The following is a 24,788-nucleotide window of genomic DNA, read 5'->3' on the forward strand; positions in this document are numbered from 1 at the left end:
ATGACTTCCACCTCCGATCCCCGTGGCCTCAGAGCCGAGTTGGAGTCCCTGACCACCGAGGCCTTCCGGCCGGAGCTGGCCGGCATCGACCGGCTGCCCACCCTCGACATCGCGCGGCTCATGAACGGCGAGGACGCCACCGTGGCCGGGGCGGTCGCGGCCCGCCTGCCTCAGATCGCCGCCGCGATCGACGCCCTGGCCGAGCGGATGGCCCGGGGCGGCCGCCTGGTCTACGCGGGTGCGGGCACGGCGGGCCGGCTGGGCGTCCTGGACGCCTCCGAGTGCCCGCCCACCTTCAACACCGACCCCTCCCGGGTCGTCGGGCTGATCGCGGGCGGCCCGCAGGCCGTGGTCACCTCGGTCGAGGGCGCGGAGGACTCCCGGGAGCTGGCCCGTGCCGACCTGGAACCCCTCGGCCTGACCCCGGACGACACGGTGGTCGGCATCTCGGCCTCCGGCCGCACCCCGTACGCGATCGGCGCCGTCGAGTACGCCCGCGCCCACCGCTCCCTCACCATCGGCCTCGCCTGCAACTCCGGCAGCCCGCTCGCGGCCGCCGCCGAGCACGGCATCGAGATCGTCGTGGGCCCCGAACTGCTCACCGGCTCCACCCGTCTGAAGGCCGGCACGGCACAGAAGCTCGTCCTCAACATGCTCTCGACGATCACGATGATCCGCGTGGGCAAGACCTACGGGAACCTGATGGTCGACGTCCGCGCCTCCAACGACAAACTGCGCGCCCGCTCCCACCGCATCGTCGCCCTCGCCACCGGCGCCGGCGACGAGGAGATCGAACGGGCCCTGGCCGCCACCGACGGCGAGGTGAAGAACGCGATCCTGACCATCCTGGCCGACGTGGACGGCCCGACGGCGGCTCGCCTGCTGGCGGAGTCCGACGGCCATCTGCGGGCCGCGCTGGCGGCGGCAGCCCGCTGACCCGATCGGCTTCACCTCGACTTCGACTCCCAATTGACGTGCCTGACCCGAGCCCGCAGCGTCTCCCGCACGGGCAGCGAGCGCAGTACCTCGGTCAGGTGCTCGGCCGTCCGTACGTTGCACCGCCCCAGATCGACCAGGGCGAACGGCTCCTTGCTCGCACCGGTCACCGGGTCGACACCCAGCGACGGCAGCACGACACCCACTCCCGCGAGCGCGTCCCGCAGCGACTCCACGATCTCTTCGGTCGAACGCACCTTTCCCTACCTCCACGCTGAGTTTGTGATTCACCACACAGCGTGTCCGACCTTCTCTAACCTGGCCATATACGGCGACCCAACAACCCGATGTGTACGACAGGGAGTTGCCCATGCCCGGATCCAGGGACCTCGACCCGTCCTCCTCCCCTCGGGCCCTCCTGGGCGCCGAACTCCGCCACGCCCGCGAGAAGGCCGGCCTCAGCCAGGAGGAACTGGGTCAACGGCTGTTCGTGAGCGGGTCGTTCATCGGGCAGTTGGAGGCGGGGACGCGCAGGATGCAGCGGGAGTACGCGCGATTGCTGGACGAGGTGCTGGGGACGGGGGACTTCTTTCAGCGGAACTGCGGGGCGGCGGCGAAGTCGAAGTATCCGGAGCACTTTGCGGAGGCGGCGGAGGCGGAGGAGCAGGCGACGGCGATCCGGGAGTACGCGCCACTCCTGATCCCTGGCCTGCTTCAGACACCCGCCTACGCACGGGCCGTCTGCCGCGCCTATCAGCCGACGGCACCGGAGGAGACGATCGAGAAGTTGGTAGCCGCACGGGTGGAGCGCGCGCGGATCCTCGACGATCCAACAGAGCCGTTGTTGTGGGCGGTCATTGACGAGGCCGCGTTGCGACGTGTGACAGGCAAGCGCCGGGTGATGGCAGAGGCCCTGCGCCACATCGTCGGCCTGGCCCACCGGGGCCGGGTCATCGTGCAGGTGCTGCCGTTCGATGCAGGAGCGCACGCGGCGATGCAGGGCGCTATCAAGCTGATGGACTTCGAGGACGCCCCGCCGTTGGTCTACTTCGAAGGGGTCGGGACCGGGCGGCTGGAGGACGACCCGGCCATCGTGAGGCACCAGAGGTTCACATACGAACTCCTCACGGCCTGCGCACTCTCCCCCGAGAAGTCTCTGGCCCTCTTCGAGGCGATGGCGCAGGATTACGCCCATGAGGAGCATCACTGAGTACGACCTGGGCGCGGCCACCTGGCACAAGTCCAGCTACAGCGGCGGCGACGGCGGCAACTGCCTGGAAGTCACCCACGACTTTCCCACCCTCGTGCCTGTCCGCGACTCCAAAAACCCCGAAGGCCCGAAGCTCGTGTTCCGGACCACGGCCTGGGCCGCGTTCGTCGCGAACCTCAAGGACGACACCGCCTGAGCTTCGGGATCCGGGCTTCGAGCTCTCTTTTCAAGGAACGGGGAGAGGGCCTCAACCCACCCTCCCACCCTGCGTGTTGACTTGACGCGTTCGGCTTGCCACGCACGGTGACGTACCTCTACGGTTCCTGCATACGCAACAGCCCCCGCCAGGTGCTACCAACACCTGCGGGGGCTTAACCAACGGCATCGAAGAACAGGTTCGATCCCATGGCTGACGCCCAGCTTAGTACTGCCTCCCCGTCCGCGCACCCAATGGCGACCCCGGGCTACGGCAAACGCTCCGCCCCAGACCAACTCACCCGTACGAACAACGACTTCGCGCACCTCCCATCCCGCGAAGCGGCCATCGCCGCCTACCTCGACCGGCTCCCCGACGGCGCCGACATCTCCGTAAAGACGCTGGCCAAGCACCTGCCGTACGGACAGTGCGCCCTCAGTACGGCCCTCAACCGCCTCCAGGGGGCCGGGCACCTGCGGCGAGGCCGGGAATGCGTGACGGCGGACGACGGCAGCTCCCGCTGGATCACCCGATCGTGGTTCTCCCGCACCGCCCGGGACGATGACTGGTGGGCGGCCTTCACGCGCGGCGACGTACCGCAGCAGCGGCGTCCTACCCGCTCCCGGGCCCATATCCTCCTGGCTGCCCTCGGCCGCACGGCGCCCGTCCTGTCCCTCTCCCAGGCCGACTGCGCGACGCTCGCCCCGCTGGTGACGGAGTGGTTCGCGCGGGGCGCCTCGGAGGCGGACGTACTGAGCGCACTCACGGCCGGCCTGCCGACCCCCGTCCACCACCCCGCCTCCCTGGTCCGCAAGCGCCTGACCAGCAAACTGCCGCCCCCACCTGCCCCGCGACCGCCCCTGCGGGTACTGGAGTGCGCGAACTGCGGCACCCCGGGGCGTCCGGAGTCCCTGCCAGGGGGCCGTTGCAGCGCCTGCCGGGGCGAACGCGCCTCCGCGCAACCCCCTGCACCCCTGTCCGCCGCCACGGTCCACAACCGCGCGGCCCAGATCCGCGCCGCGATGTCCCAACGACGCCAAGAGAAGGCACGCACATGACGGCACCTACGGTCCGACGTCACCAGCCCGGGGCACGATGGAGGGAAGGAGGCGACGCAATGACCCCAGAGACCGCTGACCGCCCGCAGATGGACATCGAGGACTTCGACGAACTCGTTCGCAGAGCTCCGAGGGAGATCCGGAACAGGCTGGAATTCCTGGGCGGACGGCTGTGCATCCGGCACGGTCCGCTCGATGTGGACGAGTTCGAGGAGCTTGCCGCAGCAGCCCCCGAAACCGTGCGGCTGGAGTACATCAATGGAAAGGTCGAGGTCAAGCCAGTGCCGGACGGCAACCACCGGGAGATCTTCGTCTGGCTGCAGGAACAGTGCATGCAGCATCGCCCTGACCTCCGCGTATACGGCGAGTCCGGCGTCAGGACCGAGGCCTACCGGAAGGGGCGGGCCCGCACGGACGGAGCCGTCGCGCCCAAGGGCCACTTCAAAGGCCACGGCGAGTGGTCAGCGTCCAACGGCATTCTCATGGCCGTTGAGATCACCTCCCACGACCGTGACACCAATCAGCGGGACCGCGTCGACAAGCCTGTCGTCGGGTACGCAGCAGTCGACATCCCCGTGTACCTGCTCATCGACCGCGACAACAACACCGTCGTCGTCTACAGCGAGCCCAAGGATGGTCGGTACCAGCGGACCACTTCCCACCCCTGGGGCACCCGGGTAGACCTGCCCGAGCCTCTCGGCTTCACTCTGGACACGGAAGAACTCAAGGACTACGCCGACTGACGACAATGGACCCATGAACCACGCCCAGCTCACCGCCCTAGGCCGCGCCCTCCGCCTCCTCGGCGAGCATGGGGAAGCCCTCACCTCAGACACCCCGGATGCCAAGCTGCACGAGGTCAAGGCGGATCTGAAGCGCGCCCTGGACCTGCTGGAGGAGAGCGTCTCGAACGCGGCGCCCAGCACACGCTGCCCCGAGCATCCGAACGGCCCGGTCGACGAGGCCGCCCCCGACCTGTGCCTGCTGTGCGAGACCCGGCGCCGGGCCGCCCGCCGGGCGGAGTTCAACGGCCCCGCCCCGCATCGCCGGCCCACCGAGCCGGTCCAGTCCCGCTACGGAGTGAGCGGTGACCGTCCACAGCCCCAGCAGCGCTGGCTGCCGGAGCTGTGGACCGGCCAGACGTGGCAGCTGTGCGGCACCCCGCGCCGGGACCGCCGCGAGGCCGAGCTGTACATCGCCGCCCAGCGCAAGGCTCCCCGGGCGGCCATGGCGTACCGGCTGGTGCACGAGTTCACCGACTACGAGGTGCTGCGCGTGTGGGGGACGCCGGTCAGGGTCGACATCGAGCCGATGGGCAACCTGTAGGTCACAGCAGGGGCAGGGCCTGGAAGTCGTAGCCCTCCCACAGCCTGCGCGAGGCCTCCTCCGGGTACGCCCGTACCACCGGCTCCGCGTCCAGCACCTGCACCAGCCGCTGGGCGTCCTCGTACGCCGGCCAGCCCGGGTCACCCGTCCTCGCGAACGCCGTCCAGGACGACCGGAAGCGGGAGGACAGCGCCTCGGCCTCGGCGGACGGCTCGGCGCCCGCGAACAGCAGGGCACCGAGGTCCGCCCCGAACGTGCCGAAGAGCAGGGGGATGTCCAGGCCGTGACAGGCGCCCATCGCGCCGCCGCCCCCCGGCGCCGGCCAGGTCAGTTCGTAGAGGTGGGCACGGCCGCCGCCCGCGTGCTGCGCCTCGGCCAGGTGCAGGGAGGGCATGTTGAACAGCCAGTCCGTCTGGACGCGTTCGTAGAGCTCGCCGGGGGAGGCGTCGGGGAAGGCCGTGCGGTAGGCCCGTTCGCCGTCGGGGCCGGGGGCGAACAGGCGGAGGGCCGCTGCCGCCCTATCCTCGGTGATCTGGTCCGGTGGGCCCGCCATGGCGACGAAGAGGCGGTACTCGTCGCGGTTGTGGCCGACGAGCAGTTCGACGTCCTTCGCCGCACCGGCGGCCAACGCCTGCCAGGGCGCGGTCGGCAGGACCTCCCCGTCGACGACCGGCGAGAAGGGCGTGACCGTCGGCGCCGCCTGGCCCCAGCGGTCGATGTACCGGAGCATCTTGGCACTCAACGCCTCCCCCGCCGAGGTCAGTTCGCCCGGGGCGATGGTCGCCAGTTCGGCGACCGTGGGGCGCAGCCCCACCTCGGCGGCGAGAGCCGCACCGATGTCACGGGCCAGGGCGTCCGAGAAGAACGTCCCCGGCACGCTCTGCGCGATCGCCCGCCGGAACAGGCCCGCCGCCCTCGGCATGGCGAGCAGCGAGGCGATCGAACCCGCGCCCGCGGACTCGCCGAAGACGGTGACCCGGCCGGGGTCACCGCCGAACGACTCGATGTTGTCCCGTACCCACTCCAGCGCGGCCACCTGGTCGAGCAGGCCGCGGTTGGCGGGCGCCCCCTCGATGTGCGCGAAGCCCTCCATGCCGACGCGGTAGTTGAGGGACACGACCACGAGGTCGCCGTCGTTCGCGATGCGCCGGGCGTCGTAGCCGGGGCTGCCGGAGTGGCCGAGCTTGTAGGCGCCGCCGTAGATCCACACCATCACCGGGCGGCGGGCGCCCGGGTCGGGTTCGGGGGTCCAGACGTTGACCGTGAGCCACTCGTCACCCTCGGGCACGTCGAGCAGGCCCGGGCCGCCCAGGTTGCCGAGGTCCTGCGGGGGCGGCGGGCCGAAGGCGTACGCGTCCCGTATGCCGTCCCAGGCGGGGGCGGGGCGCGGTGCCATGAACCGTGCCTCGCCCACGGGGGGTGCGGCGAAGGGGATGCCGCGGAAGACGGCGAGGCCCTCCTCCCGGCGGCCGCGTACCGCACCGGCGGTGGTGCGCACCACCGGTGCGGGCTGCTCGGCTGAGGCGCCGGTCGGGGGGTGGGACTCGGTCGTCGTCATCTCTGGGGTCTCCTCACGAGGTACCGGTGAACAGGCGCTCGGCCAGTGTCCTTGACTGACGCAAGCGAATCCAGGGCACCCCCTGTGCGGACCCTGCCGGGTCAGCTGAGCGTCTTCAGCGACGCCGGGGCGTACGGCGCCAGGTCCTCGAAGCGGCCGGCGAGTACCTTCTGCGCCCACTGCGGGTCCTGGAGCAGCGCGCGGCCGACGGCGACCAGGTCGAACTCGTCGCGCTCGAAGCGGTCCAGGAGGTTGTCGAGGTCGCCGACCTCGGCGCCCTCGCCCTGGAAGGACTTGAGGAAGTCGCCGCCGTTCAGGCCGACCGAGCCGACGGTGATGGCGGGCTTGCCGGTGAGCTTCTTGGTCCAGCCGGCCAGGTTCAGGTCGGAGTCGTCGAACTCGGGGACCCAGTAGCGGCGGGTGGAGGCGTGGAAGGCGTCGACACCGGCGGCGGCGAGCGGGGTCAGGATGGCCTCCAGCTCCTCGGGCGTCTCGGCGAGGCGGGCGTCGTAGGCGTCCTGCTTCCACTGCGAGTAGCGGAAGATGACGGGGAAGTCGGCGGAGACGGTCTCGCGGACGGCCGCGACGATCTCCGCCGAGAACCTGGTGCGGGCGACCGGGTCGCCGCCGTAGGCGTCGGTGCGGCGGTTGGTGCCCTCCCAGAGGAACTGGTCGAGCAGGTAGCCGTGGGCGCCGTGGAGCTCCACGCCGTCGAAGCCGATGCGCTCGGCGGCGGCCGCGGCCTCGGCGAACGCGCCGATGACGGCGTCGATGTCGGCCTGGGTCATGGCCTTGCCGGTGGGCTCGGTGGCGCCGATGCGCAGACCGGAGGGGCCGACGGCAGGGGCGTCGGCGACCGGCGGCTCGCCCTGCGTGCGGACCATGCCGATGTGCCACAACTGCGGCACGATCGTGCCGCCCGCGGCGTGCACCGCCTCGGCGACCTTGGCCCAGCCCGCGAGCTGCTCCTCGCCGTGGAACCGCGGCACGCGGTCGCTCTGCCCGGCCGACTCGTGGCCGACGTAGGTGCCCTCGGTGACGATCAGGCCGACGCCGGCGGCGGCGCGGCGGGAGTAGTACGAGACGACGTCCTCGCCGGGGACGCCGCCCGGGGAGAACATGCGGGTCATCGGCGCCATCGCGATCCGGTTCGGGACGGTCAGGCCGCCCAGCGAGACGGGCCGGGACAGGATTTCGGCGGCACGGGAGGCGGCGGAGGCGGCGACGGTCACGTGGGAGGCTCCTCTTCGGATACCGGACAGTATGTGCATACGCATAGGGCGTACGTTTCAACCATCCGGCCCCGACCAGGCCATCCCCGCCGCACTGTGATCCCGGACACGCCCGAGGGCGGCACTCCCTGTCGGAACAGGAAGTGCCGCCCTCGGCAAGGACGTTGATCGACCAGGTCGATCAGAAGTCCATGTCACCGCCCGGCATGCCGCCGCCGGCGCCGGCACCGGCCGCGGCCTTCTCCGGCTTGTCGGCGATGACGGCCTCGGTGGTGAGGAACAGCGCGGCGATGGAGGCGGCGTTCTGCAGAGCGGAACGGGTCACCTTCGCCGGGTCGATGATGCCCTCGGCGATCATGTCGACGTACTCACCGGTCGCGGCGTTCAGGCCGTGGCCGACGGTGAGGTTGCGGACCTTCTCCACGACGACGCCGCCCTCGAGACCACCGTTGACGGCGATCTGCTTCAGCGGGGCCTCCAGCGCGAGCTTCACGGCGTTGGCGCCGGTCGCCTCGTCACCCTCCAGCTCCAGCTTCTCGAAGACCTGGGAGGCCTGGAGCAGGGCCACGCCACCACCGGCGACGATGCCCTCCTCGACGGCCGCCTTGGCGTTGCGGACGGCGTCCTCGATGCGGTGCTTGCGCTCCTTGAGCTCCACCTCGGTGGCGGCACCGGCCTTGATGACGGCCACGCCGCCGGCCAGCTTCGCCAGACGCTCCTGGAGCTTCTCGCGGTCGTAGTCCGAGTCGCTGTTCTCGATCTCGGCGCGGATCTGGTTGACCCGGCCCTGGACCTGCTCGGCGGAGCCGGCACCGTCGACGATGGTGGTCTCGTCCTTGGTGATGACGACCTTGCGGGCCTTGCCCAGGAGGTCGATCGTGGCGTTCTCCAGCTTGAGGCCGACCTCCTCGGAGATCACCTCGCCGCCGGTGAGGATGCCGATGTCCTGGAGCATCGCCTTGCGACGGTCACCGAAGCCCGGGGCCTTGACGGCGACGGACTTGAAGGTGCCGCGGATCTTGTTGACGACCAGGGTCGACAGGGCCTCGCCCTCGACGTCCTCGGCGATGATCAGCAGCGGCTTGCCCGACTGCATGACCTTCTCCAGGAGCGGGAGCAGGTCCTTGACGTTGGAGATCTTGGAGTTCGCGATCAGGATGTACGGGTCGTCGAGGACGGCCTCCATACGCTCCATGTCGGTGGCGAAGTACGCCGAGATGTAGCCCTTGTCGAAGCGCATCCCCTCGGTGAGCTCCAGCTCCAGACCGAAGGTCTGGGACTCCTCGACGGTGATGACGCCTTCCTTGCCGACCTTGTCCATGGCCTCGGCGATGAGCTCGCCGATCTGGGTGTCGGCGGCGGAGATGGAGGCCGTGGAGGCGATCTGCTCCTTGGTCTCGACGTCCTTCGCCTGCTCCAGCAGGGCGGCGGAGACGGCCTCGACGGCCTTCTCGATACCGCGCTTGAGGGCCATCGGGTTGGCACCGGCGGCTACGTTGCGCAGGCCTTCCTTGACCAGGGCCTGGGCGAGAACGGTCGCGGTGGTCGTACCGTCACCGGCGACGTCGTCCGTCTTCTTGGCGACTTCCTTGACCAGCTCGGCGCCGATCTTCTCGTACGGGTCCTCGAGCTCGATCTCCTTGGCGATGGAGACACCGTCGTTGGTGATCGTGGGGGCGCCCCACTTCTTCTCGAGGACGACGTTGCGGCCCTTGGGGCCGAGGGTCACCTTGACGGCGTCCGCGAGCTGGTTCATGCCGCGCTCGAGGCCGCGCCGCGCCTCCTCGTCGAACGCGATGATCTTGGCCATGTGAAGTGGTCCCTCCAGGACTGGGGGTGATTACTTCGGACCGCGCCCGCGCCCGCGACGGACGGCTCGCCTGCCTCGTGGTTCCTTCCCACCCGGCCTGCGGGCCTCACCGACCCGGTCCTTACGTTGTCACTCTCACCTTCAGAGTGCTAACGCAATGATTAGCACTCGGGCATGCAGAGTGCAAGGCGCGCCCGCGCTGCGGGTGCTCGTTGAGGGGTGGTGGTCGGGCGACGGGCGGGCGCAAGCGGCTCCCGAGGTTCGGGCGGGGCGCTCAGCCCCCGGCGAACGGGCGCACCCTGCTCGGCCACAGGCCGCGGGCAGCGCCACGGCGGATCGGGCGGGCCGGGAAAGGCCTGGCCACGGCCCACCTCGGCGGCGAGGCCGACGCGAACGGGCCGGGAAACGCCTGGACCGACGGCACACGGCGGCCGTGATGCCGGCGCGAGCCGTCCGGGCGCGAACTCGCGCCCCCTGCACCTGGGCGGCGGACTCCGAGGCACCTTCGGGCGCGGCGGGCCCTCGACGAGCAGCCGCCCGGCGCGCCCGCCGCCCCGGGCCGCCACTCCCTGAACAGGCCGAAGGGCCCGCACCCCGGGGGGTGCGGGCCCTTCAGAGAAGACCGGTCGCTTGCGCTTGGTCGTGGTGCGCGTTCAGGCAGAGACGCGAACCATGTCGGCCTGCGGTCCCTTCTGACCCTGCGAGATCTCGAACTCGACCCGCTGGCCCTCTTCCAGGGTGCGGTAGCCGTCCATCTGGATCGCGCTGTAGTGGACGAAAACATCCGCACCACCGTCGACCGCGATGAAGCCGTACCCCTTCTCCGCGTTGAACCACTTGACGGTGCCCTGAGCCATGCCTAACTCCCCTATTACTGGCCCTTGCACAGATCCACACTTCGCGGACCCGGGTCAGACCTCACCCCCCACGGTTGGGGGCGTGCGCCGGAACGCGTCGACCGCGGCTGAATGTATCTGTCCAACTGCCGTCTGCAACAGGTCAATCGGACGAGAATTCTGGACGCGCAGGGTCCGGAATGTAGGGAGAATTCGCCCGACTTCAGGGCAAGTCGGGCCACACAAAAGGAACAAAAGCCGCGAAAGACACACACACTTTGGCTACATCTTGTCGGGCGCGCGGCAGGAATCCAGGGCTCTCGATCAGGAGATCGGCGCTGCGTTCCCCAACTGTACCGCGCTCAATCACACAGAATTGCCCCCTCCGCTTCTCTCACGGAGGGGGCAATTCGATGAACTCTCAGTAACCGCCGTTACCGAAGGTAATAATCAAGCCGGTCGACCGGTCAGCCACCCGCCACGGCCGGGATGATCGACACCCCGGCACCGTCCGGCGTGGCCGTCTCCAGACCCTGCTCGAACCGCACGTCGTCGTCGTTGACGTACACGTTGACGAACCGGCGCAGCTTGCCCTGGTCGTCCAGCACCCGGGCGGCGATGCCGGTGTGGTTCTTCTCCAGATCGGCGATGACCTCGCCGAGGGTCGCCCCCTCGGCGGCGACCTCGGCCTGGCCGCCGGTGTAGGTGCGCAGGATGGTGGGGATGCGAACGGTGACGCTCATGACTTCAGAACCTCCGGTTGGACGAGATACCCAGGCAGCCGACAACGATCAGACGAGCCCAGCCTCACGGAACGAATCAAGGTTGGGACGAATGGTCGCAGTAAGCCCGGTGCCGGCCACCGCATCCAGCGTCTTCAGACCATCCCCCGTGTTCAGGACGACGGTCGTCAACGACGGGTCGAGCACCCCGTTCTCGACCAGCTTCTTCGCCACGCCCACGGTCACACCACCGGCGGTCTCCGCGAAGATGCCCTCGGTCCGGGCGAGGATCTTGATCGCGTCGACGATCTGCTCGTCGTTCACGTCCTCCACCGCACCGCCCGTGCGACGCGCGATGTCGAGCACGTAGGGGCCGTCCGCCGGGTTGCCGATCGCCAGCGACTTGGCGATGGTGTCCGGCTTCTGGGGACGTACGACGTCGTGGCCGGCCTTGTAGGCCGTCGACACCGGCGAGCAGCCCTCGGCCTGCGCTCCGAAGATCTTGTACGGCTTGTCCTCGACCAGCCCGAGCTTGATCAGCTCCTGAAGACCCTTGTCGATCTTCGTGAGCTGCGAGCCGGAGGCGATCGGCACGACGATCTGGTCCGGCAGCTGCCAGCCGAGCTGCTCGCAGATCTCGTACGCGAGGGTCTTGGAGCCCTCGGCGTAGTACGGCCGCAGGTTGACGTTGACGAAGCCCCAGCCCTCGCCCGCCGGGTCGCCGATCAGCTCCGAGCAGAAGCGGTTCACGTCGTCGTAGTTGCCCTGGATGCCGACGAGCTCACCGCCGTAGACCGCGGCCATGACGACCTTGCCCTGCTCCAGGTCGTGCGGGATGAACACGCAGGAGCGGAAGCCGGCGCGGGCCGCCGCGGCACCCACGGCGCCGGCGAGGTTGCCGGTGGAGGAGCAGGACAGCGTGGTGAAGCCGAAGGCGCGGGCGGCCTCCAGGGCCTGGGCGACGACACGGTCCTTGAAGGAGTGCGTCGGGTTGCCCGAGTCGTCCTTGATGAAGAGCTTGCCGGCGTCGACGCCCAGCTCGCGGGCAAGGTTGTCGGCCTTGACGAGCTGGGTCCAGCCCGGGTTGATGTTCGGCTTGTCCGCCACGTCGGCCGGTACCGGCAGCAGCGGGGCGTAGCGCCAGATGTTGGCGGGGCCCGCCTCGATCCGCTTGCGGAGCTCCTCGGTGTCGTAGGCCGAGAAGTCGTAGGCGATCTCCAGCGGGCCGAAACACTCCTCGCAGGCGAAGACCGGGCCGAGGGGGACGCGGTGACCGCACTCGCGGCAGCTCAGGGCGGCGGCGGGGCCGAGGTCTACGGTGGAGTCAGTGGTGCTTGCAACAGTCTGCACAGCCATGTGAGGCGAGGCCCTTTCTCCTCATCTTCCTCACGACGCATCTCGCCGTGAGACGGATTTGGCACCTTCCCGAGCCGGAGCCTCGCGGAGCGGTCGACAGTGACCTACGAGTATCGGCTGGAGGGTTGCCGGGGCTTCATCGGGCCGTATCCCTCTGCCCCTCTGGATGAGCTGTATTCGGTTGTTAACGACGGTTGACCCCGGACATGCGATGGTCATCCGCGTTGTTCAAGACTGTAACCGACGACCAGGACAGTTGAGATAGTCGTCCGAAGCGCGAGATGGCTCACAGTCCGTCCCGCCGAGAGTACGCAGAGGAGCCGCCACGGTGCTGGAAGAAGTCGAGCGCTGGCTGAGCACCCGTTCCTGGTCCGCGACCGATCGCCCGCTCCACCAGATCCTCGCCGCCAAGCAGCGCACGGGCCGGACGGTCAGTGTCGTGCTGCCCGCGCTCAACGAGGAGGAGACGGTCGGCGACATCGCCGCCGTCATCCGCCACGACCTGATGCGGCAGGTGCCGCTCGTCGACGAGCTGGTCGTCGTCGACTCGGGGTCGACCGACCGGACGTCGGAGGTGGCCGCCGCCGCGGGCGCGACGGTGGTGCACCGCGACGAGATCCTGCCGCGTATCCCGGCCGTGCCCGGCAAGGGCGAGGTGCTGTGGCGATCCCTCCTCGTCACCAGCGGGGACATCGTCTGCTTCATCGACGCGGACCTGAGGGACTTCTCGTCCGACTTCGTCTCCGGGATCGTCGGCCCGCTGCTCACCGACCCGGACATCGACCTGGTGAAGGGCATGTACGACCGTCCGCTCGGCGGCGCGGCCGGGCAGGGCGGCCGGGTCACGGAGCTGATGGCCCGCCCGCTGCTCAACATGCACTGGCCGCAGCTGGCCGGCTTCGTGCAGCCGCTCGGCGGCGAGTACGCGGCGCGCCGCTCGCTGCTGGAGCAGCTGCCGTTCCCCGTCGGGTACGGCGTCGAGCTCGGCATGCTGGTCGACGCCCTGCACCTGGTGGGCCTGGACGCCCTCGCCCAGGTGGACATCGGCGTGCGCAAGCACCGGCACCAGGACGGGCAGGCGCTGGGCAGGATGGCCGCCGCGATCTACCGCACGGCCCAGCTGCGGCTGGCCCGCGGGCATCTGATCCGGCCGTCCCTGACGCAGTTCGAGCGGGGCGGGGACGGCTTCGAGCCGCGCACCTACTCCGTGGACACCGAGGAGCGTCCGCCGATGGTGGAGATCGCCGAGTACCAGGCGCGGAGGGCGGCCTGACCGGGGTCGTTTTCGGCCGGGTGGGTCAGGTCCGTACGTTTGAGCGTTTCCGGGCCGGGCTAGGTTGAGGGCTATGGCTTCAACGTACGGTGCTGCACAGGTGCTGGTGGCCTCCAACCGCGGCCCGGTCTCTTACGCGGTGGGCGAGGACGGTTCGCTGAACGCCAAGCGCGGCGGCGGCGGGCTGGTCTCGGGGCTGTCCGCGATCGGCTCGGACGCGGACGCGCTGTGGGTGTGCTCGGCGCTGTCCGACGGCGACCGCGAGGCGGTCCGGCGGGGTGTCGGCGAGGACGGCGTGCGGATGCTGGACATCCCGGCCGACGTGCACGCGGACGCCTACAACGGCATCGCGAACTCGGTGCTGTGGTTCGTGCACCACATGCTCTACCAGACGCCGCTGGAGCCGGTCTTCGACGCGGAGTTCCGGCGCCAGTGGACGTCGTACGAGACGTACAACCGGGCGTTCGCCGAGGCGCTGGCCGAGGAGGCGGCGCAGGGCGCGGCGGTGGTGGTGCAGGACTACCACCTGACGCTGGTGCCGGGCATGCTCCGCGAGTTGCGGCCGGACCTGAGGATCGGCCACTTCTCGCACACGCCGTGGGCGCCGCCCGAGTACTTCCGGATGCTGCCGGACGACGTGGCCGGCCAGGTGCTGCGCGGCATGCTGGGCGCGGACCGGCTGGGCTTTCTCACGCAGCGCTGGGCGGACGCGTTCACCGCGTGCGCCGAGCAGTTCGCCGGCGGGCTCGGCGGCACGCGGATCGGCGTGCACGGGCTGGGGGCCGACGCGGACTTCCTGCGGAAGCGGTCGCACGAGCAGGACGTCGAGGAGCGGATGGCCGCCCTCCGGGAGGAGATCGGCGAGGGCCGCCGCACCATCGTCCGGGTCGACCGCACCGAGCTGTCGAAGAACATCGTGCGCGGCCTGCTGGCCTACCGCCGGCTCCTCGAGACCCACGCCGAGTGGCGCGAGCGCGTGGTGCACGTGGCGTTCGCGTATCCGTCGCGGCAGGACCTCGCGGTGTACCGGGACTACACGGCCGAGGTGCAGCGGGTCTCGGAGGAGATCAACGCCGAGTACGGGACGCCGGGGTGGACCCCGGTCGTACTCAACCTCAAGGACGACTTCGCCCGCTCCCTGGCCGCGTACCGGCTGGCCGACGTGGCGCTCGTCAACCCCATCCGGGACGGCATGAACCTCGTCGCCAAGGAGGTCCCGGTCATCTCCGACTCGGGCTGCGCGCTGGTGCTGTCGCGGGAGGCCGGGGCGTTCGAGGAGCTGGGCGAGGAGGCGATCGTGGTGAACCCGTACGACGTGACGGGCACGGCGGCGGCCCTGCACGAGGCGCTCTCGATGCGCCCGGAGGAACGCGCCGAGCGCAGTAAGCGGCTGGCCGCGGCGGCGACCGCGCTGCCGCCTGCGCAGTGGTTCCTCGACCAGCTCGACGCGTTGAGGGGCTGATCGCCGATGACCGGTCCCACGGACTCCCCTCTGCCGGCGCCCACCACGAAAGCCGGACAGGAAGGTCTGGACGCTCTCCTCACCCACCCCGGCAAGGCCCTGATCGGTCTCGACTTCGACGGGACGCTCGCGCCGATCGTGGCCGACCCCGACAAGGCCCGGGCCCACCCGGGGGCCGTACCCGCGCTGGCCGCGCTCGCGCCGAAGGTGGCCGCCGTCGCGGTGATCACCGGCCGGCCGGCCGAGGTCGCGGTGCGCAACGGCGGCTTCGCGGACGTCCCGGGCCTGGAGCACCTCGTGGTCCTCGGCCACTACGGCGCCGAGCGCTGGGACGCCCGGACCGGCGAGGTCAGCGCCCCCGAGCCGCATCCCGGCGTCGCCGCGGTCCGCGCCGAGCTGCCCGAGCTCCTCGAACGGTTCGGCGCGTCGCAGGGGACCCGGATCGAGGACAAGGGCCGGGCCGTCGCCGTGCACACCCGCCGGGCCGCCGATCCGCAGGCCGCGCTGGACTCCCTGCGCGAACCGCTCGCCGGCCTGGCCGACCGCCACGGCCTGGTCGTGGAGCCCGGCCGCATGGTCCTCGAACTGCGCCCGCCCGGCATGGACAAGGGCGTCGCCCTCGCCGGGTTCGCCCGGGAGATCGGCGCCGGGTCCGTCCTCTTCGCCGGCGACGACCTGGGCGACCTGCCCGCCTACTCGGCCGTCGGCAAGCTCCGCGCGGACGGCACCCCGGGCCTGCTGGTGTGCAGCGGCAGCGACGAGGTGACCGAGCTGAGGGAGCGGGCGGACGTGGTGGTGGACGGCCCCGAAGGCGTCGTCCGCCTGCTGCACACGGTGGCGGCCAGGCTCGGCTGAACCCGTCGGCGACCGCCTGCGCGGCTACCGACGCCCACGGCACGCGGCCCGGCGGCACGGCTCTCGGCGCGAGCTCCCGCCCAGACCCCCCGGCCGACCAGGCCCCGCGCCACGCCGATGACCGGCTCCCCCCAGCGGGCCCATAGCCGTCGACCGTGGCGACCGCCTGCGCGGCTACCGACGCCCACGGCACGCGGCCCGGCGGCACGGCTCTCGGCGCGAGCTCCCGCCCAGACCCCCCGGCCGACCAGGCCCCGCGCCACGCCGATGACCGGCTCCCCCCAGCGGGCCCATGGCCCGCCACGCTCGGCCCGGCGGACGACCACCCACGCGGCACAGCGGGGCAGGGTCGGGTCCAGTGCTCGCCCCGGTCGACCGGGCCGGGTGCCGGCTGCCCGGGCCGTCGTCACGCGTCAGCGTTCGGCCCGGCGCGTCTCCCGTATCCGCCGCAGCCGGTTCACCGTCACCGGGTCGTGGGACAGGGCCCGGGGGTCGTCGAGCAGGGCGTTGAGGAGCTGGTAGTAGCGCACGGGGGCGAGGCCCAGCTCCTCCCGTATGGCCCGTTCCTTCGCACCGGGCCCGGAAAACCCGCGGCGTTCGAGCGCGAGGATGTCCCGCTCCCTGCGCCCGAGCCGCTCCTCACCCGTGTCCTCGTCCATGTCAGGCACCGTAGCGCCCGCCACCGACAGCGGGACTACTCCGCGCTCTCCGCCCGGGTCGCCACCGCCTGGAGGTGCCCCAGGACGCCCGAGGGGCTGCCGGAGGGGGCGACGGCCTTGCCGATCTGCTTCTTGACCTGGGCGCTGACGTCGGCCCAGGAGGTCTTGCCGACCGGGTAGAGCTCGGAGGCCAGCAGCTCCTCCAGGAACGGCTTGAGGTGCCGGTCCCGGCCGGAGGCGGCCATGGTCTCGGACGCGGAGCTGGTGACCGGCAGCAGGTCGTACTCGCGGGAGAAGGCCAGCACGTTCTTCTCGCTGTAGACGAAGTCGAGGAAGTCGCCGACCTGGTCGCGGTGGCCGTTCTTGCGGAAGGCCGTCATCCAGTCGGCGACACCGAGCGTGGACTTGCTCGTCCCCTCCTTGCCCGGGGTCGGCACCATGCCGTACTCGACGCCGTTCTTGGCGGCGATCTTCATCAGGGAGGGATGGCCGTTGAGCATGCCGACCTCGCCCTTGGCGAAGGCGGAGAACGCGGCGGCCCGGTTGAGCTCGCCGGGCGCGACCGGCCCGGTCAGGTCCTTGCCGACCAGTTCGTTCTTCAGCCAGGAGAAGGTGTCGATGTTCTCCGGGGAGTCGATGCCGTAGCTGCCGACGGTGTCGGTGTAGCCGCCCCCGCCGCTGAGCATCCACTGCATGGTCTCGGCCTGGGCCTCCTCCGGGCCGAGGGGCAGCGCGTAGGGGTACTTCACGCCCTCGTCCTTGAGCGCCTCGGCGTCCTCGGCCAGGTCGTCCCAGGTCTCGGGCGGGGTGATGCCCGCCTTGGCGAAGAGCGTCTTGTTGTAGAAGAGCACGCGGGTGGAGGAGGCGAACGGCATGCCGTACTGCACGCCCTTGACCTGTCCCGCGGAGGCCAGCTGCCCGACGAAGTCGGCCTGCACGGGTATGGAGAGCAGGTCGTCGGCCTTGTAGAGCTGGTTCCGCGCCGCGTAGTCGGCGTACGCGCCGATCTGCGCCATGTCCGGCGGGTCACCGGCGGCGACCATCTCCCTGACCTTGCGGTCGACGTCGTTCCATGAGTAGACGCTGACGTCGATCTTCACCCCGGGGTTGTCGGCCTCGTACTCCTGGACGAGCTTGTCCCAGTACTTCTTGGAGCTGTTGGCCGCACTGTCGCCGTAGTCGGCGGCGACCAGCTTCAGGGTCACGTCGGCGGAGCCGCCCGTCATCCCGCAGCCGCCGAGGACCGCCGTCATGCCCAGTGCGGACACCACCGCGATCGTTCCTGCCATCCGCCGCCGCTGCACCGCTGTTCTTCCCCAACCCTGGCGTCGCCGCCAACGAAAAGTTTTCGATATTCGGAACAAGGTCTACACCACGTGAGTGGACTAGACCTCTTGCGGGTCCCCGGGTCACACTGTTCTCCGTGAGACATGTCATCGCCCTCGACGTGGGCGGCACCGGAATGAAGGCCGCCCTGGCCGGACGGGAGGGCGAGCTGCTGTACCAGGCCCGCCGGCCCACCGGACGCGAGCAGGGACCGGACGCCGTCGTCGCGGGCATCCTCGACTTCGCCGCCGAGCTGCGCGCGTACGGCACCGAACACTTCGGCACGCCCGCATCGGCCGCCGGCGTGGCCGTCCCCGGCATCGTCGACGAGGCGCGGGGCCTCGCCGCCTACGCGGCGAACCTCGGCTGGCGCGACGTTCCGCTGCGCGACCTGCTGGCGGAGCGGCTGGGCGTCCCGGTCGCCCTCGGCCACGACGTGCGCACCGGCGGCCTCGCCGAGGGCCGGGTCGGCGCGGGCCGGGGTGCCGACCGGTTCCTGTTCGTGGCGCTGGGCACCGGCATCGCGGGCGCCATCGGCGTCGACGGCCTGGTCGAGGCGGGCGCGCACGGCTTCGCGGGCGAGATCGGCCACATCGTCGTACGCCCCGGCGGGTCCGAGTGCCCCTGCGGGCAGCGCGGCTGCCTGGAGCGCTTCGCCTCGGCGGCGGCGGTGAGCGAGGCCTGGGCGACGGCCTCCGGCGACCCGGGCGCGGACGCGGCGGACTGCGCGAAGGCGGTGGACTCCGGTGACCCGAAGGCGCAGGCGGTCTGGCAGGAGGCGGTCGACGCCCTGGCCGACGGCCTGGTCACGGCCCTCACCTTGCTGGACCCACGGGTCCTGATCATCGGTGGCGGGCTGGCGGAGGCAGGAGAAACGTTGTTCACGCCGCTGCGGGAAGCCATCCGTCGCCGCATCACCTTTCAGAAACAGCCGTCGATCGTCCCCGCGGCCCTGGGGGACACGGCCGGATGCCTGGGCGCCGGGCTCCTGGCCTGGGATCTCCTCGACCAGACCGACCGTTCGGAGGTAACCACCTGATGGCAACGCCCCCAGGGGCGCGGGACAGCGTCGATATGCGGCTCCGCCGCGGGGCGCGACCCACCCCCACGCACCCGCACCCCGCACCGGCCGGACAGCCCACGGTCCTCACCGGCGCGACCGTCGTCCTCCCCACAGGAACCGTCGAAAACGGCCAGGTGACCATCGACGGCACCCGCATCGCCACCACAGCACCGGAGAACGCCCAGGTCATCGACGTAACCGGCCACTACGTACTCCCCGGCTTCGTCGACATCCACAACCACGGCGGAGGCGGAGCCTCCTTCACCTCCGGGTCGGTCGAGGACATCCTCAAGGGCATCCACACCCACCGCCTGCACGGCACGACCACCCTGGTCGCCTCGACCGTCACCGGCGACATGGACTTCCTCACCCAGCGCGCGGGCCTGCTGAGCGAACTGGCCGAGCAGGGCGAGATCGCCGGCATCCACTTCGAGGGACCGTTCATCTCCCCCTGCCGCAAGGGCGCGCACTCCGAGGAACTGCTGCGCGACCCGGAGCCGACGGAGGTCCGCAAGCTGATCGACGCGGCCCGGGGCAGGGCGAAGATGGTCACCCTGGCCACCGAGCTGCCGGGCGGCATCGACTCCGTACGCCTGCTGGCCGAACACGGCGTGATCGCGGCGATCGGCCACACGGACGCGACGTACGAGCAGACGGTCGAGGCGATCGACGCGGGCGCGACGGTCGCCACCCACCTCTTCAACGCGATGCCGCCGCTCGGCCACCGCTCCCCCGGCCCGATCGCCGCGCTCCTGGAGGACGACCGGATCACGGTCGAGCTGATCAACGACGGCACGCATCTGCACCCCGCGGCACTCCGGCTGGCGTTCCACCGAGCGGGAGCGGACCGGGTGGCGTTCATCACCGACGCGATGGACGCGGCCGGTTTCGGCGACGGCCGCTACTGGCTCGGCCCGCTGGAGGTGGAGGTCGCCGACGGCGTGGCCCGCCTGCTGACGAACGGCACGATCGCCGGCTCGACCCTCACCCTGGACCGCGCCTTCAAACGGGCGGTCACGGTCGACGGCCTGCCCGTCGGGAACGCGGTGCAGGCACTCTCGGCGACCCCCGCCCGCCTGCTCGGCATGTCCGACCGGATCGGCTCCCTGGAGCCCGGCAAGGACGCGGACCTGGTGCTCCTGGACGCGCACTACGACCTCAAGGGCGTGATGCGCCGGGGTGAATGGGTAGTCGGTCCCCAACTGCACTGACTCATCCCGCGGTCGAGAGACGGTGGCCGGCTCCAGGACTGGGCCGGCCGCCGTCTCTTTGGCATGATCGAGCTCCGGAAAGTCCACGGCAGCAAGCGCATTCTCGGGGGAGGTCGGCCCAGGTGATCCTCACGGTCACGCTGAACACCGCTCTCGACATCACCTACCGCGTACGGTCCCTCAGGCCGCACGCCTCCCACCGCGTCTCCGAGGTGACGGAACGCCCCGGCGGCAAGGGCGTCAACGTCGCCCGGGTCCTCGCGGCGCTCGGTCACGAGGTGACGGTGACCGGTTTCACGGGCGGGGCGACGGGACGGGTCGTGCAGGAGCGGCTCGCGTCGGTGCCGGGCGTGGTGGACGCGCTGGTCCCGATATCGGGCGCGACCCGCCGCACGATCGCCGTGGTCGACGACCGGACCGGGGACACGACCCAGCTGAACGAGCCGGGCCCTACGGTCACGCCCGCCGAGTGGTCGGCCTTCCAGGAGGCCTACGAGGATCTGCTCCCGTCCGCCTCCGCGGTGGCGCTGTGCGGCAGCCTGCCGCCGGGCGTGCCGGTGGGGGCGTACGCCGGCCTGGTCCGTACGGCCCGTGCCGCCGGAGTCCCGGTCCTCCTGGACACGAGCGGCGAACCCCTGCGCCGGGGCGTCGCGGCCCGCCCGGACATCATCAAGCCGAACGCCGACGAACTGGCGGAACTGACCGGCTCCCACGAGCCCTTGCGCGCCACACAGGACGCCCGCCGCCGGGGTGCCGCCGCGGTCGTGGCGTCCCTCGGCCCGGAGGGCCTCCTCGCCGCCACCCGAGAGGGCCGCTGGCGAGCCACCCCACCGACCTCTGTGCGAGGCAACCCGACGGGCGCGGGCGACTCGGTGGTCGCGGGCCTGCTGTCGGGGCTGGTCGAGCACCTGTCCTGGCCGGATCGTCTGATCCGGGCGACAGCCATCTCGGCAGCGACGGTCCTGGCACCCGTGGCGGGCGCGTTCGACCGGACGACGTACGAGGAGTTGCTGGAGCGGGTGACGGTGACCGGCGAGGCGTCGGCGGCCTGAAGGTCAGCTCTTGACCCAGCCCTTCACCAGCCACATCTGGTCGAGGAGAGCGTCACACTGGTTGCCCTGCTCGCAGGAAACCTTGATCGTGTTGGTGCCCTTGTTGAGCTGCATGTAGTTGTAGGTCTTCGTCCAGCCCTTTGCGAAATCGCCCTCGGGGCCGCCCGCCCAGTTCTTCAGCTCGACCGGTCGGTTGGAAGGCGTGCCGTTGACCGTGAGAGTGGCGTTCTGGTCCTTGCCGGGCACGCTGTAGCCGACGAACAGGCTGTACTTGCCCGCCTTGGGGATGCCGTTGACGGTCCAGGTCACCGAGGCACCGACCTGGTTGAACCCCGTGACGTAGACACCGCCGTCGGCCTTGGCCCCCTTGACGTCCGTGGCGGTCGTCATACCGGGCGAGAGCCTGAGGGTCTTCGCGTCGGCAGCCGGGAGATCCTCCTCGCTCGCCGCACCACTGCCGCTCGCCGAAGGGCTCGGCTTCGCGTTCTGGGACTGCGTCGGCGCCGTGCCCGCCTGGTTGTCGGGGGTGTCCTGGTCCTTGTCGCCGCCCAGCATCGCCACGCCGATACCGATGACGACCGCGGCGACCACCGCGATCGCGCCGATCAGCAGGCCCTTGGTGTTCGGGCCACGACCGCCCCGGCCATTGCCGCCGCCCGGCAGCTGCTGCTGGGTGGTGGGCGCACCGCCGGGCAGCGTCTCCGGTGCCGCGTAGTGCGCGTTCGGCTGGCTGTAGCCGCCCTGCTGCTGCGGGGCCTGGCCGTAGGCCGCCGTCTGCGGCTGCTGGCCGTACTGGCGTGTGCCGACCGCCCGCACCCGGTTGACCGAGTTCGGGTAGCCGTAGCCCCCGGACGGCGGCTGGGCCCCGTTGGCCTGCCCGTCGGCGTAGAGATAGCCGAACGGGTCGTCGTCCTCGGGCGTGCTCGCGCCGTTGTTGCCGGGCGTCATCCCTTGGTCTCCTCAGTCAGGTGCGGTGCAATGCGGTACATGGAGCAGAGGGCGAGCCTACCCGCTCCTAGTGACCCAAACGGGTGACTCAGACCGCATCAACTCGCTGACCTGGGGTTCACCCGGCGCGTCTGTGTTGTTTGGGACGAGATCGTTTCTCGACGTACATCCGCTCGTCAGCGGATTTCAACACTTCGTCCGCCGTCATTCCACAGTGTGCCCATCCGATGCCGAAGCTGGCGCCGACCCGGACGGCCCGCCCCTCGGCGCGGATGGGCTGGATGATCTCGTTGCGCAGGCGGACCGCGAGGTCCTGGGCGTCGGCGCGGCCGAGCCCGTCGGCGAGGATGACGAATTCGTCACCACCGAGCCGGGCGACGGTGTCACCGTCGCGGACGCCGTTGCTCAGCCGGCGGGCGACCTCGATGAGAACCGCGTCACCCGCGTTGTGCCCGAACCGGTCGTTGATCGACTTGAAGCCGTCGAGGTCGCAGAAGAGGACGGCGAGGCCCTTGGTGCCGTCGTCATGGTCGCCGTCCGGGGCGACGGTGTGCACATGGTGGTCGTAGGCGTCGAACGGCTCGGTGCTCGGCCCGAAGTCGAAGGCGTGGCCGATCGCGTCGAAGGCCGGGTGGCCGTAGGCCGCGTCGTGGGACTCGACGACGCCGGGATGCGAGGGCGCCGCTCGCTGGCACAGCCGGGCGGACAGGCGGGAGCGCAGCTCGGCGGAGTTCGGCAGGCCCGTGAGCGAGTCGTGGGAGGCGCGGTGGGCGAGCTGGAGCTCGCGGCGCTTGCGCTCCTCGATGTCCTCGACGTGGGTGAGGAGGAAGCGCGGGCCGTCGGCGGCGTCCGCGACCACGCTGTTGCGCAGGCTGACCCAGACGTAGGTGCCGTCCCGGCGGCCGAGGCGGAGCTCGGCGCGGCCGCCCTCGGCGGAGGTGCGCAGCAGCGTGCCTATGTCCTCGGGGTGGACCAGGTCGGAGAACGAGTAGCGGCGCATCGCGGAGGCGGGGCGGCCCAGCAGCCGGCACAGGGCGTCGTTCGTGCGCAGGATCCGGCCGTGCTGGTCGCCGCCCATCTCGGCGATGGCCATGCCGGACGGGGCGTACTCGAAGGCCTGCCTGAAGCTTTCCTCACTGGCCCGCAGCGCCTGCTGCTCGCGCTCCAGCCGGACGAGCGCCCGCTGCATGTTGGCGCGCAGCCGGGCGTTGCTGATCGCGATGGCGGCCTGGAAGGCGTACATCTGGAGCGCCTCGCGGCCCCAGGCGCCCGGGCGGCGGCCGTTGCGCGGCCGGTCCACGGACAGCACGCCGATCAGCTCGCCGCACGCCGCATTGCCCTGGGGGCCGGGCGCGTACATCGGCGCGAAGAGCCGGTCGGACGGGTGCCACTCGTCCTCGAAGCGGGGGGCGGGGCCGTCGGTGTACCACTGCGGGACGTCGTCGTCGTCGAGGACCCAGCCCTCGGTGTGCGGTATGAACACCAGGTCGCCCCAGTGCTCGCCCATGCCGAGGCGGCGCTCCCAGGACTCGCGGGAGCCGACGCGGCCGGTGATGAGGGCCTCCGCGGCGGGATTCCCGGCGAAGGCGGCGACGACGAGATCGCCGTCGGGCCGTACGAGGTTCACGCACGCCAGCTCGTACCCGAGGGCGGCGACCACGCCCTCCGCGACGGTCTGCAGGGTGTCCGCCAGGCTGCGGGCCGTGTTCATGTCGGCCATGACCTGGTGCAGTTGCCGCAGGGACGCAAGGCGGACGTAGGGCTCCGACTCGGTCTCCATGCTCGCCCTCCCCCCGAGACCTCGCAGCGAATCAAGGGTTCTCTTCGGCGTATCGTCCTGGCAGCTTCCCAGCCACTGAATCACAGCGCGCTGCCCACTCGGTACACAGGGTCAACAATTCATGCCCCTTGTGACTCAAGTCACAGGCAAACCTGAACAATTGAGTGGAGTTTCTGCGTTCTTCACGTGCGTCTACCGAACGCGGACTTTGTCGCGTTGCGCACAGCTTTTCCCGGGAGTCCGTCGCGAGTCCTAGGACCGTGATGGGGCGGGAGCCCGATGCGGGGTGGCCGGGACGCAGATTAGCGTTTCGGACGTGCCGAACACTCCCACTGCCACGTCCCCGATCATTCCGCCGCGCGCCTCCGGGCATGCTGAGGGGGTGAGCAACGACGAGTTCCGCGCCGCCATGTCCCGGCTGGCCTCGGGCGTGGTCCTGGTGACCGCGCAGGAGCCGCCGCTCGACCCGGACGACCCCTCGGCGCCGGGCAGCGAGGACGTGGGCATGACGGCCACGGCCTTCATGTCGGTGTCCCTGGACCCGCCCCTGGTGCTGGTGAGCCTGCGCGAGGGCTCCCGCATGGACGAGCTGCTCGACGAGCAGCCCCTGTGGGCGGTCTCGGTCCTCTCCGAGAGTCAGCGGCACATCGCGGGCCGTTTCGCCATGAAGGGCCGCGTCAGCGATCGTCTGCTCTTCGCGGACATCCCGTACACGCGCGGCGAGTACACCGACGCGCCCCTGGTCGGCGGCGCCCTGGCCGTCCTGGAGTGCCGCACCGAGCAGCGGGTACGGGCCGGCGACCACACCCTGGTCATCGGCCGCGTCCTGACGGCCCGCGTCCCGAGCGCGGACGGCGGACCGCTGACGTACTTCCGGGGGCGGTACCGGCACCTGGGGTGAGGCGGAAATCCGGTGGCC

General features: G+C 70.9%; 24 protein-coding genes and 1 riboswitch. Of the genes, 13 read left to right on the forward strand and 11 right to left on the reverse strand.

Annotation, left to right across the window (positions count from 1 at the left end; translation table 11 throughout):
• A complete protein-coding gene (murQ, locus tag PV963_RS20455) occupies window positions 1-936 on the forward strand; it encodes an N-acetylmuramic acid 6-phosphate etherase (protein WP_274817191.1) in 936 nt (311 codons plus the stop codon).
• An 11-nt stretch (window positions 937-947) separates the two neighbouring features.
• Here murQ and PV963_RS20460 read toward each other — a convergent pair whose 3' ends face one another.
• Window positions 948-1,193 carry a hypothetical protein gene (locus PV963_RS20460; RefSeq protein WP_274817192.1) on the reverse strand — a complete coding sequence of 82 codons (246 nt, stop codon included), beginning with the start codon at window positions 1,191-1,193 and terminating at the stop codon, window positions 948-950.
• A 113-nt stretch (window positions 1,194-1,306) separates the two neighbouring features.
• On the opposite strand from PV963_RS20460, the gene PV963_RS20465 reads away from it, so the two are divergent.
• From PV963_RS20465 to PV963_RS20485, 5 genes are all read left to right on the forward strand, one after another.
• The gene (locus tag PV963_RS20465) at window positions 1,307-2,146 is read left to right on the forward strand and encodes a helix-turn-helix domain-containing protein (protein ID WP_274817193.1); all 840 of its coding nucleotides are present in this window, start codon (window positions 1,307-1,309) and stop codon (window positions 2,144-2,146) included.
• The gene (locus PV963_RS20470) at window positions 2,130-2,342 is read left to right on the forward strand and encodes a DUF397 domain-containing protein (protein ID WP_274817194.1); all 213 of its coding nucleotides are present in this window, start codon (window positions 2,130-2,132) and stop codon (window positions 2,340-2,342) included. Before PV963_RS20465 ends, PV963_RS20470 begins: the two co-directional genes overlap by 17 nt.
• A gap of 254 nt (window positions 2,343-2,596) precedes the next feature.
• On the forward strand, window positions 2,597-3,400 hold the full coding sequence (locus tag PV963_RS20475; RefSeq protein ID WP_274817195.1) for a hypothetical protein: 804 nt from the start codon (window positions 2,597-2,599) through the stop codon (window positions 3,398-3,400).
• A gap of 59 nt (window positions 3,401-3,459) precedes the next feature.
• Entirely contained in the window at window positions 3,460-4,143 is a 684-nt protein-coding gene (locus PV963_RS20480) for a Uma2 family endonuclease (protein WP_274817196.1), read from the forward strand.
• A gap of 13 nt (window positions 4,144-4,156) precedes the next feature.
• Entirely contained in the window at window positions 4,157-4,726 is a 570-nt protein-coding gene (locus tag PV963_RS20485) for a hypothetical protein (RefSeq protein WP_274817197.1), read from the forward strand.
• A 1-nt stretch (window position 4,727) separates the two neighbouring features.
• Here the strand turns inward: PV963_RS20485 and PV963_RS20490 are convergent, their stop codons facing one another.
• The 6 genes from PV963_RS20490 to thrC all read right to left on the reverse strand — a co-directional run bounded on the left by PV963_RS20490 (window position 4,728) and on the right by thrC (window position 12,240).
• Window positions 4,728-6,284: a carboxylesterase/lipase family protein gene (locus PV963_RS20490; protein ID WP_274817198.1), complete on the reverse strand. Its 1,557-nt coding sequence runs from the start codon at window positions 6,282-6,284 to the stop codon at window positions 4,728-4,730.
• Window positions 6,285-6,385: 101 nt separating this feature from the next.
• Window positions 6,386-7,516: an NADH:flavin oxidoreductase gene (locus tag PV963_RS20495; RefSeq protein ID WP_274817199.1), complete on the reverse strand. Its 1,131-nt coding sequence runs from the start codon at window positions 7,514-7,516 to the stop codon at window positions 6,386-6,388.
• 181 nt (window positions 7,517-7,697) lie between these two features.
• Window positions 7,698-9,326 (reverse strand): chaperonin GroEL, encoded by a 1,629-nt coding sequence (gene groL / locus PV963_RS20500; RefSeq protein WP_274817200.1) that lies wholly within the window; start codon window positions 9,324-9,326, stop codon window positions 7,698-7,700.
• Between the two features lie 653 nt (window positions 9,327-9,979).
• On the reverse strand, window positions 9,980-10,183 hold the full coding sequence (locus PV963_RS20505; protein WP_010035953.1) for a cold-shock protein: 204 nt from the start codon (window positions 10,181-10,183) through the stop codon (window positions 9,980-9,982).
• 446 nt (window positions 10,184-10,629) lie between these two features.
• Window positions 10,630-10,905, reverse strand: coding sequence for a ubiquitin-like small modifier protein 1 (locus tag PV963_RS20510; RefSeq protein WP_010035955.1), 276 nt, complete (start codon window positions 10,903-10,905; stop codon window positions 10,630-10,632).
• Window positions 10,906-10,953: 48 nt separating this feature from the next.
• Complete coding sequence (gene thrC / locus PV963_RS20515) at window positions 10,954-12,240, reverse strand: threonine synthase (protein ID WP_274817201.1); 1,287 nt, start codon at window positions 12,238-12,240, stop codon at window positions 10,954-10,956.
• An 18-nt stretch (window positions 12,241-12,258) separates the two neighbouring features.
• Window positions 12,259-12,413: riboswitch (SAM riboswitch) on the reverse strand.
• 155 nt (window positions 12,414-12,568) lie between these two features.
• Between thrC and PV963_RS20520 the strand changes: the two genes are divergently transcribed.
• The 3 genes from PV963_RS20520 to otsB all read left to right on the forward strand — a co-directional run bounded on the left by PV963_RS20520 (window position 12,569) and on the right by otsB (window position 15,830).
• Window positions 12,569-13,513 carry a glucosyl-3-phosphoglycerate synthase gene (locus tag PV963_RS20520; protein ID WP_274817202.1) on the forward strand — a complete coding sequence of 315 codons (945 nt, stop codon included), beginning with the start codon at window positions 12,569-12,571 and terminating at the stop codon, window positions 13,511-13,513.
• 73 nt (window positions 13,514-13,586) lie between these two features.
• Window positions 13,587-14,975, forward strand: coding sequence for an alpha,alpha-trehalose-phosphate synthase (UDP-forming) (locus PV963_RS20525; RefSeq protein WP_274817203.1), 1,389 nt, complete (start codon window positions 13,587-13,589; stop codon window positions 14,973-14,975).
• Between the two features lie 6 nt (window positions 14,976-14,981).
• Window positions 14,982-15,830, forward strand: coding sequence for a trehalose-phosphatase (otsB, locus tag PV963_RS20530; protein WP_274817204.1), 849 nt, complete (start codon window positions 14,982-14,984; stop codon window positions 15,828-15,830).
• 413 nt (window positions 15,831-16,243) lie between these two features.
• On the opposite strand, the gene PV963_RS20535 is transcribed toward otsB, so the two are convergent.
• The gene (locus PV963_RS20535) at window positions 16,244-16,489 is read right to left on the reverse strand and encodes a DUF3263 domain-containing protein (protein WP_274817205.1); all 246 of its coding nucleotides are present in this window, start codon (window positions 16,487-16,489) and stop codon (window positions 16,244-16,246) included.
• Between the two features lie 35 nt (window positions 16,490-16,524).
• Window positions 16,525-17,778, reverse strand: coding sequence for an ABC transporter substrate-binding protein (locus PV963_RS20540; protein ID WP_274817206.1), 1,254 nt, complete (start codon window positions 17,776-17,778; stop codon window positions 16,525-16,527).
• Between the two features lie 134 nt (window positions 17,779-17,912).
• On the opposite strand from PV963_RS20540, the gene PV963_RS20545 reads away from it, so the two are divergent.
• From PV963_RS20545 to PV963_RS20555, 3 genes are all read left to right on the forward strand, one after another.
• Entirely contained in the window at window positions 17,913-18,854 is a 942-nt protein-coding gene (locus tag PV963_RS20545) for an ROK family protein (RefSeq protein ID WP_274817207.1), read from the forward strand.
• On the forward strand, window positions 18,854-20,089 hold the full coding sequence (nagA, locus tag PV963_RS20550) for an N-acetylglucosamine-6-phosphate deacetylase (RefSeq protein ID WP_274817208.1): 1,236 nt from the start codon (window positions 18,854-18,856) through the stop codon (window positions 20,087-20,089). Before PV963_RS20545 ends, nagA begins: the two co-directional genes overlap by 1 nt.
• A 122-nt stretch (window positions 20,090-20,211) precedes the next feature.
• Window positions 20,212-21,141 (forward strand): 1-phosphofructokinase family hexose kinase, encoded by a 930-nt coding sequence (locus PV963_RS20555; RefSeq protein WP_274817209.1) that lies wholly within the window; start codon window positions 20,212-20,214, stop codon window positions 21,139-21,141.
• A gap of 3 nt (window positions 21,142-21,144) precedes the next feature.
• Here the strand turns inward: PV963_RS20555 and PV963_RS20560 are convergent, their stop codons facing one another.
• Complete coding sequence (locus PV963_RS20560; RefSeq protein WP_274817210.1) at window positions 21,145-22,089, reverse strand: CBM35 domain-containing protein; 945 nt, start codon at window positions 22,087-22,089, stop codon at window positions 21,145-21,147.
• 118 nt (window positions 22,090-22,207) lie between these two features.
• Window positions 22,208-23,869, reverse strand: coding sequence for a diguanylate cyclase CdgB (cdgB, locus tag PV963_RS20565; protein ID WP_274817211.1), 1,662 nt, complete (start codon window positions 23,867-23,869; stop codon window positions 22,208-22,210).
• 316 nt (window positions 23,870-24,185) lie between these two features.
• Between cdgB and PV963_RS20570 the strand changes: the two genes are divergently transcribed.
• Complete coding sequence (locus PV963_RS20570) at window positions 24,186-24,770, forward strand: flavin reductase family protein (RefSeq protein WP_274817213.1); 585 nt, start codon at window positions 24,186-24,188, stop codon at window positions 24,768-24,770.
• The last annotated feature ends 18 nt before the right edge of the window (window positions 24,771-24,788 follow it).

The sequence above is a fragment of the Streptomyces coeruleorubidus genome (genome assembly GCF_028885415.1).
Classification (GTDB): domain Bacteria; phylum Actinomycetota; class Actinomycetes; order Streptomycetales; family Streptomycetaceae; genus Streptomyces; species Streptomyces coeruleorubidus_A.